This is a genomic window from Kitasatospora sp. SUK 42, assembly GCF_015776785.2.
In the GTDB taxonomy this organism is placed as follows: Bacteria; Actinomycetota; Actinomycetes; order Streptomycetales; family Streptomycetaceae; genus Kitasatospora.
The window spans coordinates 501,876-513,711 of record NZ_LFMD02000005.1; the positions used below are offsets into that span (position 1 = coordinate 501,876).

The 11,836-nt window shown below is 75.0% G+C and carries 4 protein-coding genes; 3 read left to right on the forward strand and 1 reads right to left on the reverse strand.

Features of this window, described 5'->3' with window-relative positions; genetic code table 11:
* Positions 1-308: 308 nt before the first annotated feature.
* Together RZ50_RS20870 and RZ50_RS20875 are read left to right on the forward strand one after the other, a co-directional pair.
* The gene (locus tag RZ50_RS20870) at positions 309-1,766 is read left to right on the forward strand and encodes an NAD(P)/FAD-dependent oxidoreductase (RefSeq protein ID WP_196947265.1); all 1,458 of its coding nucleotides are present in this window, start codon (positions 309-311) and stop codon (positions 1,764-1,766) included.
* A gap of 96 nt (positions 1,767-1,862) precedes the next feature.
* The gene (locus RZ50_RS20875; protein WP_196947266.1) at positions 1,863-2,273 is read left to right on the forward strand and encodes a nuclear transport factor 2 family protein; all 411 of its coding nucleotides are present in this window, start codon (positions 1,863-1,865) and stop codon (positions 2,271-2,273) included.
* A gap of 202 nt (positions 2,274-2,475) precedes the next feature.
* On the opposite strand, the gene RZ50_RS20880 is transcribed toward RZ50_RS20875, so the two are convergent.
* Positions 2,476-2,874 (reverse strand): SgcJ/EcaC family oxidoreductase, encoded by a 399-nt coding sequence (locus tag RZ50_RS20880; RefSeq protein WP_196947267.1) that lies wholly within the window; start codon positions 2,872-2,874, stop codon positions 2,476-2,478.
* A 310-nt stretch (positions 2,875-3,184) separates the two neighbouring features.
* Here RZ50_RS20880 and RZ50_RS20885 point away from each other — a divergent pair.
* The coding region (locus RZ50_RS20885) for a type I polyketide synthase (protein WP_217680682.1) at positions 3,185-11,836 on the forward strand (8,652 nt) is incomplete at its 3' end.

Here is an 11,836-nt window from a genome sequence, read left to right on the forward strand (position 1 = left end):
TCTGACCATCCGTCAGGTCTGACGGTCCCACCCGCTCCGACCGCCGTCCCGGCGGGATCCGCTGAGCGATCCCGCCGGGACCGGCCCCGCCCGGGGGCGCCTCCCCCCGCGGCCGTTCCCGCCCGAGGGCACGCCCCTTGAGGCCCCGCCCGACCGCCGAGACGGCGGACGGGCCCCAGTTCCCGGTGTCGCCGCGGTCCGGCGGCGGCGCCTTCGTACCCGCACCACTTTCCGTGCAGTCGACCGGTCCCGGTCTCCGCGAGGAACGGGGGGTGCGCGATCGTACGCAAACTCGCTGAGGAGAAGTCATGAACGCTTTCGACCTGCCCGCGCACGGTGGCCAGCCGCTCAGACGGCGCGCGGTGCTGCGGGCGGCCGGAGTGACGGCGCTGTCCGCCGCGGCCGGCGCCGCGACCGTCGGGACGGCCCGTGCCGCCACCGCCGGGGCGACCGTGGCCGGGACGACCGCGGGCGCGGCCGACACGCTCTGGGACACGGTGATCATCGGGGCCGGCTTCGCCGGGATCACCGCCGCCCGTGAGCTCAAGGCCAAGGGCCAGCAGGTCCTCGTGCTGGAGGCCCGCGACCGGATCGGCGGGCGCACCTGGACCGACACCTTCGCGGGCCAGCAGATCGAGCTCGGCGGCACCTGGGTCGCCCCGGGCCAGCCGAACATGATGCGGGAGCTCGCCCGCTACAAGATCGGGACGGTCCCGGACGCGGCGCCGGACCGGGCGATCTTCCCGAGCGGTACCGGCTACGCCTCGTTCGCGCCGGACGTGGCGTTCGCCAAGCAGAACAGGCTGATGACGCCGCTGTTCGACGGGTCCCGCGACTACCTCCCCGACCCGTACCAGCCGTTCACCCGGGTCGACCTGCTCAACAACCTCGACGGCCTGTCGCTGCGCGACCGGCTCGACCAGATGCGGATGTCGCCGGACGACGAGAAGTGGGTCAACGGCGTCACCTCCGGCTACTCGGGCGGCTCCAGCAAGCGGGGCGCGCTCACCTACCTGGCCCGCTGGTGGGCGCTGTCCAACTGGGACTTCGACACCTTCAACGGCCTCAGCGTCGACAAGCCGGTCGGCGGCACCGTCGCGCTGCTGAAGGCGATCCTGGCCGAGGGGGCGCCCACGCTCCAGCTCAGCTCGCCGGTGTCCACCGTCACCGACAACGGCACCCAGGTGAGCGTCACCACCCGGGCGGGCGCGGTCTACCGGGGCCGCCGGGTGATCGTCGCGACCCCGGCCAACGTCTGGAAGAACATCACCTTCACCAAGGCGCTGCCGGCCGAGTTCACCACCGCCTCGACCCAGGGCATCGGCGCCCCCAACGCCCGCAAGGTCTGGATGCAGGTGCGCGGCCCGGTCGGCCGCTTCTTCGCCCAGGGCTACGAGGGCGGTTCCCAGCTCAACCTGGTGATCCCGCAGGCCGCGCTGCCGGACGGCCTGCTGATGGTCGCCTTCTGCGTCGACCCCACGCTGGACACCACCAGCGTCCAGCAGGTCCAGGCCGCGCTGCGGGTCTTCGAGCCCAGGGCCGAGGTGGTCGCGATCCGGGTTCAGGACTGGGCCGCGGACGAGTTCTCGCTCGGCGGCTGGACCTTCCAACAGCCCTACCAGCTCACCAGGCTGCTGCGGGTGCTCCAACAGCCGCAGGGCAAGGTGGTGTTCGCCACCAGCGACATCGCCAACGGCTGGAGCGGCTACATGGACGGCGCGGTGGAATCCGGGATACGCGCGGCCGGCCTGGCCGCGACCCTGTAACCCGGGCACCGCGAACCGGTTCGCCCCCTTTCCGGGGCGGATGTGACATCAGGGCAAGACCCAGGCACATCTCAGAGAAAGCAGGGAAGAATCACGATGACTGCTGACATCGACCTCCACAACCTGGACCTCACCGGTGACGCCGAAATCCAGAACGACGTCTTCCTGATCGCCTTCAATTCGGGCGACGGGAGGGTGTTCGACCGGCTGTACCGGGAGGACGCGATCTCCAACCTCTCCGGAGCGCCGCTGAACGGCGCGGAGCGCAAGCAGGCGATCATCGATTTCCTGGCCACCGGCCCCTCGCTGAAGTCCAGCATCAAGCGCTCCTACACGGCCGGGGACACCTCCCTGGTGGTGGTGGACTTCGACCTGGAGGTCCCGGGCGAGAACGGTGAGCGGATCAAGCTGCACGGCACCTGCACCGACGTGCTGCGCCTCGGCGAGGACGGCAAGTGGCTGATGGCCATCGACCGTCCGGTCGCGGACGAGCTGCCGACGGCCTGACCCGTGCGGCACGGCCCCCGGGCGGATCTCCCGCCCGGGGGCCGTGTGCTGTCCGGCGGCGGCGAAGGGGCTTCCGGGAACGGGGACGGCTCCGAGAGCGAGGGCGTCTCCGGGAACGGGGAGGTCTCCGGGAACGACAAGAGGCCGCCCGGCCCCTGGTCCTGCTCAGGGGCCGGACGGCCTCGATCGGTGCCGGGAGAGGTCAGCTCTCCTCGCCGAACGGGTCGTCGATCGCGTACAGCCAGTTGCCGTCCTCGCCACGGCGCAGCACGTCCAGGCCGACGCCCTGGAACTCCTCCTGCTCGCCGTCCTCGTTGGTGGCGACCATGGTCCAGTCCACCACCAGCAGGGCGGTGTCACCGGTGACGTAGGAGTGGCGGACCTTGGCCTGCATGCTGGCGCCGCGGGCCAGGAACTCCTTGACGTAGTCCTTGCGGGCCTGGCCGGTCAGCGGGCTGCCGGGCTCCCAGACCGCGACGGCCTCCTCGGTGTACATGGCGTTGACGGCGTCGGCGTCACCCGAGTTGAAGGCCTTGACGTACAGCTCGGTGTGCTTTTCGACGTCGTTCGTGAGCGCGTGGTTGGCCAGGTTGCTGGTCATGGAGAAAGCTCCCCCAGTGCGGGTCGACGGTCAATTCGGGCGGGAATGGTAACGCCCTTTCAGAAGCTACGGGAATGCTCCCCACCGGCTGCTCACCGCCGGGTAACAGGGTGGCCATCCGGTGGTCGAAATTCCCCGGTTACCGCCCCGTGACTGGGCGCTGGGCCGTACTCGTGCGGACCGGTCATACGATCGGCCGGTGCCTGTCGGGCCGCCGTTCCGGGGCGCTGGATGGCGATTCACCCATTCGATGCCGGCGTCGGAATTCATTGGCCGTTGGGAATCACCTGTGAAGGGGCAGTCGAGCGTGATGGCGAGCGAGCGCGAGCATGGGGTCACCGGTCGGGCCGAGGCCCGGGACGAACCGATCGCGATCATCGGAATGTCCTGCCGGCTGCCGATGGCGGCGAGCCCGGCGGAGTTCTGGGATCTGCTGCGCGGCGGGACGAGTGCCATCACCAGGGTGCCGGAGGACCGCTGGCCGGCACCGGGCGAGGGCAGTGGCTGGGGTGGATTCCTCGACCGGGTCGGCGAGTTCGACGCCGGGTTCTTCGGAATCTCGCCGCGTGAGGCCGCCATGACGGACCCTCAGCAGCGCCTGGTGCTCGAACTCGCCTGGGAGGCGCTGGAGGACGCCGGGGTCGTACCGGCGGAGCTGACCGGCAGCCCCACCGCGGTGTTCGTCGGCACCACCCGCGACGAGTTCTCCGGCCTGGTCCAGGGCGGCGGCGCGGAGGCGATCACCCAGCACACCATCACCGGGGTCAACCGGGGCGTCATCGCCAACCGGGTCTCCTACTTCCTGGGATTGCAGGGGCCGAGCCTGACCGTCGACGCCGCGCAGTCCTCCTCGCTGGTCGCCGTCCACCTCGCCTGCGAGAGCCTGCGCAGCGGTGAGTCCGCGCTGGCCGTCGCGGCCGGTGTGAACCTCAACCTGACCGCCGAGGGCGCGGTGACCGCCGAGCGGTTCGGCGGCCTCTCGCCGGACGGGCGCAGCTACACCTTCGACGAGCGGGCCAACGGCTTCGTCCGCGGGGAGGGCGCCGGCGTCGTGGTGCTCAAGCCGCTCAGCCGGGCGCTGGCCGACGGCGACCGCGTGCACGGGGTGATCCGCGGCAGCGCGGTGAACAACGACGGCGCCACCGAGGGCCTGACCGTCCCCAGCGAGCGCGCCCAGGAGCAGGTGCTCCGCCAGGCCTACCAGCGGGCCGGGATCGAGCCCTCGGCCGTCCAGTACGTTGAACTGCACGGCACCGGCACCGCCGTCGGCGACCCGATCGAGGCCGCCGCCCTCGGCGCCGCGCTCGGCACCCGCCGGGGCGGGGCGGAGCGACTGATGGTCGGCTCGGCCAAGACCAACGTGGGCCACCTGGAGGGCGCGGCGGGCATCGTCGGCCTGCTCAAGGTGGTGCTCAGCCTGACGAACCGGCGGCTGCCCGCCAGCCTCAACTTCGAGACCCCCAACCCGCGCATCCCGCTGGAGCGGCTCGGCCTGGCCGTGCAGCGCGAGCTGACCGAATGGCCGCGTCCGGAGCGGCCGCTGGTCGCCGGGGTCAGCTCCTTCGGCATGGGCGGCACCAACTGCCACCTGGTGCTCTCCGAGGCCCCGGCCGGATCCGCCGACTCCGCCGACCCGGCCGACTCCGCCACCGCGCCCGCGGTGCTGCCCTGGGTGCTCTCCGGCCGGGAGCCGGCCGGCCTGCGCGGCCAGGCCGAGCGGCTGCGGGCCGCCGCCGGGGGCCTGGACCCGGTGGACGCGGGCTGGTCCCTGGTGACCACCCGTACCGTCTTCGAGCACCGCGCCGTGGCGCTCGCCGCCGGGCCCGGCGCCCCGCTGGACGGCCTGGCCGCGCTGGCCGAGGGCCGGCCCGCGCCCGGCGTGGTCACCGGCTCGGCGCAACCCGGGCGCACCGCCCTGGTGTTCACCGGCCAGGGTGCCCAACGCCTCGGCATGGGCCTGGAGTTGCACCGGGCCTTCCCCGTGTTCGCGGCCGCCTTCGACGAGGTGGCCGGCGAGCTGGACCGGCTGCTGGACCGCCCGCTCGCCGAGCTGATCGCCTCGGGCGAGGGCCTCGACCTGACCGGGTACACCCAGCCCGCGCTGTTCGCCGTCGAGGTCGCGCTGTTCCGGCTCTACGAGCACTGGGGCGTGCGCCCCGACGTGCTGGCCGGGCACTCGATCGGCGAGCTGGCCGCCGCCCACGTCGCCGGGGTGCTCTCGCTGCGGGACGCCGCGACCCTGGTCGCCGCCCGCGGCCGGCTGATGCAGGCCCTGCCGGCCGGCGGCGCGATGGCCGCCGTCCAGGCCACCGAGGCCGAACTGGCGGAGTTGCTGCCGGACGGGGTCGCCGTCGCGGCGGTCAACGGACCGACCTCCGTGGTGGTCGCCGGAGCCGAGGCCGCCGTCCTGGCCCTCGCCGAGGCCCTGCGCGAGCGGGGGCGGCGGACCAAGCGGCTGACGGTCAGCCACGCCTTCCACTCGCCGCTGATGGAGCCGATGCTGGCGGAGTTCCGCGAGGTCGCCGCCGGGCTCGCCTTCAACCCGCCGGCCATCCCGATCGTCTCCACCGTCACCGGCCGGCCGGCCTCGGCCGAGGAGCTGTGCTCGCCCGAGTACTGGGTCGAGCAGGTCCGCCGCCCGGTCCGGTTCCTGGACGCCGTACGGTCGTTGGAGGCCGACGGGGTCACCACCTACCTGGAGCTCGGCCCGGACGGGGTCTGCTCCGGGATGGTCGCCGACTCCGTGCTGGACCAGCGGGCGGCCCTGGCCGTCCCCGCGCTGCGCGCCGGCCGGGACGAGCCGCTGACCGCCGTCACCGCGCTGGCCACCCTGTTCGTCCGCGGCGCGGCCGTCGACTGGACCGCGCTCTACCGGGGCAGCGGGGCCCGGCGCACCGACCTGCCCACGTACGCGTTCCAGCGCGAGCAGTACTGGCCGGCCGGCCTGGACCGCGCCCGGCGGGCGCAGCCGACGACCGCCGTCCCGGCCGCCGCTCCCGCCGCGGCGCCTGCCGCGGCGCCGACGCCGGAGCCGCCGACCGGCCGGGGCGAGCTCGGCGAGCACCTCGTCACGCTGTCGGCCGCCGAGCGGGCCAGGGCGGTGACCGAGCTGGTCGACGCCCACATCGCCGCCGTGCTGGAGTACGGCGCGAGCCGGCGGGTCGAGCCGCGCACCCCGTTCCGGGACCTCGGCTTCGACTCGCTGATGGCCGTGGAGCTGCGCGGCGCGCTGTCCACCGCCACCGGGCTGCGGCTGCCCAGCGGCCTGCTCTTCGACCACCCGACGCCGGCCGCGCTGGCCGAGTACCTCCAGGCCGAACTGACCGGCGCGGCCGCGGCCGCCGACCCGCAGGGGCCGGCGCCCACGACGCTCGACGAGGAGCCGATCGCGATCGTCGGCATGGCCTGCCGCTACCCCGGCGAGGTCGCCTCGCCCGAGGACCTCTGGCGGCTGCTCACCGAGGGCCGCGACGCCGTCTCCGGCTTCCCGACCGACCGCGGCTGGGACGCCGACCTCCACGACCCGGACCCGGGCCGCACCGGCCGCAGCTACGTCCGCGAGGGCGGATTCCTGCACCGGGCGGGCGAGTTCGACGCCGGCTTCTTCGGCATCTCCCCGCGCGAGGCCCTCGCGATGGACCCGCAGCAGCGACTGCTGCTGGAGACCGCCTGGGAGGCGGTCGAGCGGGCCGGCCTCGACCCGGAGCAGCTGCGCGGCAGCCGCACCGGCGTCTTCGTGGGCGCCACCGCGCTCGACTACGGGCCCCGGATGCACGACGCCCCCGAGAGCGTCGAGGGCAACCTGCTGACCGGTAGCACCAGCAGCGTGATGTCCGGCCGGATCGCCTACCAGCTGGGACTGATCGGCCCGGCCGTCACGGTGGACACCGCCTGCTCCTCCTCGCTGGTCGCCCTGCACCTGGCGGTGCAGTCGCTGCGGCGCGGGGAGTCGACGATCGCGCTGGCCGGCGGCGTCACCGTGATGTCGGGGCCCGGCATGTTCGTCGAGTTCTCCCGCCAGCGCGGCCTCGCGCCGGACGCCCGGATCAAGCCGTTCGCGGCCGGCGCCGACGGCACCGCCTGGGGCGAGGGCGTCGGCCTGCTGGTCGTCGAGCGGCTCTCCGACGCCCGCCGCAACGGGCACCCCGTCCTCGCGGTGGTGCGCGGCACCGCCGTCAACCAGGACGGCGCCTCCAACGGACTGACCGCCCCCAACGGGCCGTCCCAGCAGCGGGTCATCCGCCAGGCGCTCGCCGACGCCCGGCTCGGCCCGGCCGAGATCGACGCCGTCGAGGCGCACGGCACCGGCACCAGGCTCGGCGACCCGATCGAGGCCGAGGCGATCCTCGCCACCTACGGCCAGGACCGCCAGGACGGCGAGCCGGTGCTGCTGGGCTCGCTGAAGTCCAACCTCGGACACACCCAGGCCGCGGCGGGCGTCGGCGGCGTGATCAAGATGGTGCAGGCGATCCGGTACGGCTCGCTGCCGAAGACCCTGCACATCGACGAGCCGACCTCGCACGTGGACTGGTCCGCGGGCTCGGCCGAGCTGCTCACCGAGGCGCGCCCCTGGCCGAGCACCGGGCGTCCGCGCCGGGCCGCGGTCTCCGCGTTCGGCATCAGCGGCACCAACGCGCACGTCGTCATCGAGCAGGCCGAGGAGCCCGAGCAGGCCGGGGGGATCGCACCGCAGGACCCGACGGCCGGACTGCCCGCCCCGTGGGTGCTGTCCGCCCGCGACGAGCGGGCGCTGCGCGCCCGGGCCGAGGAACTGCACGCGTTCGCCGCCGACCCCGCGCGGTCGACCGCCGACCTCGGCCGCTCGCTGGCCACCACCCGGACGGCCTTCGAGCGGCGGGCCGTGGTGCTCGGCCGCACCCGTGAGGAGTTCCTGGCCGGCCTGGACGCCCTCGCCCGGGGCGCCGACGCCCCGAACCTGGCCCTCGGCAACGCCGCCCGGCCCGGCCGCACCGCCTTCCTCTTCACCGGCCAGGGCACCCAACGACTGGGCATGGGCCGTGAGTTGTACGAGAGCAGCGAGGTCTTCGCGGCCGCCCTGGACACCGTCTTCGAGGCGCTGGACGCCCACCTGGAGCGGCCGCTCGCCGAGGTGGTCTTCGCCCCCGAGGGCAGCCCGGACGCCGAGCTGCTGCACGAGACCCGCTACACCCAGCCCGCGCTGTTCGCGGTCGAGGTCGCCCTGCACCGCCTCCTCGAACACCACGGTCTGACCCCGGACCTGCTGGCCGGGCACTCGATCGGTGAGCTGGCCGCCGCCCACGTCGCGGGCGTGCTCTCGCTCGGGGACGCCGCCAGGCTGGTCGCCGCCCGGGGCCGGCTGATGCAGTCGGCGCGCGCCGGCGGCGCGATGATCGCGATCGAGGGCGAGGAGGAGGAGATCCTCCGCTCGCTGGCCGGCCACGAGTCGGCCGTGGCCGTCGCCGCCGTCAACGGCCCCACGTCGGTGGTCGTCTCCGGCGACGAGGAGCGGGCCGTCGAACTCGCCGACGCCTGGCGGGCGAAGGGCCGGCGGACCCGGCGATTGCAGGTCAGCCACGCCTTCCACTCCCCGCACATGGACGGGATCCTCGACGAGTTCCGCGCCGTCGCCGCCGAACTGACCTTCCACCGGCCCTCCGTGCCGATCGTCTCCACCCTGACCGGCCGGCTCGCCACCGCCGAGGAACTCTGCTCGCCCGACTACTGGACCCGGCAGATCCGCGAGGCCGTCCGCTTCCTGGACGCCGTGCGCACCCTCGCAGCCGAGGGTGCCGGGGTGTTCGTCGAGGTCGGCCCCGACGCGGTGCTCACCGCGATGGCGCGCGGCTCGCTGCCCGAGCAGGAGGTGACGGCCGTCGCCCTGCTGCGGGCCGGCCGGCCCGAGGCCGAGACCCTCGCGGCGGGCCTGGCCGCCGCCCACGCGGCCGGTGCGCCACTGGACGCGGCCGGGTTCTTCCCCGGCGCCGTCCGCACCGACCTGCCCACCTACCCGTTCCAGCGCGAGCACTACTGGCTGCTGCCCGAGGCCCGCACCGACGCCCGCAGCCTCGGCCTCGACCCGGCCGCCCACCCGCTGCTCGGCGGCGCGCTCCAGCTCGCCGACCGCGAGGACACCGTGCTCACCGCCCGGATCTCGCCGAGCACCCACCCCTGGCTGGCCGACCACGCCATCACCGGCAACGTCCTGGTGCCCGCCACCGCCTTCCTCGAACTGGCCGTCGCCGCAGGCGATCTCGTCGGCGCCGGACAGGTCGCGGACCTCACCCTGGAGGCGCCGCTGCCGCTGGCCGGGCAGCGGTCCGTCCGGATCCAGGTCACCGTCGGCGGCGCCGACCCGGCGGGCCGCCGCCCGCTCACCGTCCACTCCCGGCCGGAGCACGGCTCCCCGTCGGAGCACGGCGACGGCGAGGCCCGGCCCTGGACCAGGCACGCCTCCGGCACCCTCGCCCCCGCCCCCGCCGGCACCCCGGAGGCGCTGACCGCCTGGCCGCCGTCCGGCGCCACCCCCGTACCGCTGACCGACGTCTACACCCGGCTCGCCGGGCTCGGCTACGAGTACGGCCCGGCCTTCCAGGGGCTCACCCGGCTCTGGCGGGACGGCGGGGACCTGCTCGCCGAGGTCGCCCTGCCCGCCGAACAGCAGGACGGCGCCGAACGCTTCGGCCTCCACCCCGCGCTGCTCGACGCCGTCCTGCACCCGCTGGTGCTCGAAGCCGCCGACCCGGCCTCGCCCGAGCTGATCCGGCTGCCGTTCGCCCTGAGCGGCGCCGCCCTGTACGCCTCCGGCGCCACCGCGCTGCGGGTGCGGATCTCGCCGGCCGGCCCCGACACCTTCGCGCTCACCCTGGCCGACCGGACCGGCGCGCCGGTCGCCGGGATCGAGCAGCTGACGCTGCGCCCGGTGGCCAAGGACCGGCTCGCCCCCGCCGCCCAGGACGGACCGGCCGAGGCGCTGCACACCCTGGACTGGCAGGCCGTCGAGACGGCGGCCGCGCCCGAGCGACTGCGCTGGGCGGAGGCGGTCGACGGCGACCTGTCCGGCGTCGGCGAGGCCGACGTGGTCGTGTTCACCCACCGGCACGCCGGTGAGCACACCCCGCAGGCCGCGCACGCCGCCGCCCGCCGGGCCCTGGCCGCCGTCCAGCAGTGGCTGGCCGAGGAGCGGTTCGCCGACACCCGGCTCGTCCTGGTGACCGGCGGTGCGATCGCCGCCCGGCCCGGTGAGGACGTCACCGACCTGACCAGCGCCCCGCTCTGGGGCCTGTTCCGCGCCGTCCAGTCCGAACACCCGGGCCGGGTGCTGCTGGTGGACCTCGACGACCCGGCCGCCACCGGCCTGCTGCCCGCCGCCCTGTCCAGCGGTGAACCCCAACTGGCCGTCCGCGACGGCCGGTTGTACGCACCGCGGATCGTCCGGGCGGAGCGTGTCGAGGCCTCCTCCACACCCGCGTTCGACCCGGCCGGCACGGTGCTGATCACCGGCGGCGTCGGCGGTCTCGGTGCGCTGCTCGCCCGGCACCTGGTCGCCGACCACGGTGTGCGCCGACTGCTGCTCACCAGCCGCCGCGGCCCCGCCACCCCCGGCGCGGACGACCTGATCGCCGAACTCGCCGCCCTCGGCGCGGAGGTGGCCGTGGCCGCCGCCGACGCCGCCGACCGCGAGGCACTGGCCGCCGTCCTGGCCGGGATCCCGGCCGAGCACCCGCTGACCGCCGTCGTGCACACCGCCGGCGTCCTCGACGACGCCACCGTCGCCGCGCTCACCACCGAGCAGCTCGACGCCGTGCTCCGGCCCAAGGTCGACGCCGCCTGGCACCTCCACGAGCTGACGAAGCATCAGAACCTCACGGCCTTCGTCCTGTTCTCCTCCGTCTCCGGCCTCACCGGGACCGCCGGACAGGCCAACTACGCGGCCGCCAACACCTACCTGGACGCGCTCGCCGCGCACCGCGCCGCCGCCGGCCTCGCCGCCACCTCGCTGGCCTGGGGCCTGTGGGACGGCACCCACGGCATGGGCGCCACCCTCGGCGAGGCCGACCTCGCGCGCTGGAGCAGGGCCGGCTTCGCCCCGCTCACCCCCGAGCAGGGCCTCGCCCTGTTCGATGCCGCCCTGGCCGCCAGGGCGCCACTGGCCGTACCGGTAGCGCTCGACCTGGCCGCCCTGCGCTCCGCCGATGGCCAGCCGCCCGCCGTGCTGCGCGCCCTGGTCCGCACCCGGCCGCGCCGCGCCGCCGCCCGCAGCGCGGCCGACGGCGGATCCACCTGGGCCCAGGAGATCGCGGCGCTGCCCGAGGAGAAGCGGCGGGCCGCCGTCCTGGAGCAGGTGCGCGGCGTGGCCGCCGCCGTCCTCGGACACGCCGACGCCACCGCCGTCGACCCCGAACAGTCCTTCAAGCAGCTCGGGTTCGACTCGCTCGCCGGCGTCGAACTGCGCAACCGGCTGAACGCCGCCACCGGACTGCGGCTGTCCGCCACCGTGGTCTTCGACCAGCCGTCCCCGGCCGCCCTGGCCGGGCACCTCTTCGAGCAGGTGGCCGGCTCCTCCCAGGCCACCGCCGTACGGGCCGTGCGGGCCGGACGGGCCGACGAGCCGATCGCGATCGTCGGCATGGCCTGCCGCTACCCGGGCGGGGTGCGCTCGCCCGAGGACCTGTGGCGGCTGGTCGCCGACGGCGTCGACGCCGTGTCGGAGTTCCCCGTCAACCGCGGCTGGAACCTCGACGAGCTCTACCACCCCGACCCCGAGCACGCCGGCACCTCGTACACCCGCGAGGGCGGCTTCCTGCACGACGCCGACCGGTTCGACCGGGAGTTCTTCGGCATCTCGCCGCGCGAGGCCACCGCCACCGACCCGCAGCAGCGCCTGCTGCTGGAGACCGCGTGGGAGACCTTCGAGAGCGCCGGATTCGACCCGGCCACCCTGCGCGGCAGCAACACCGGCGTCTTCGCCGGCGCCATGTAC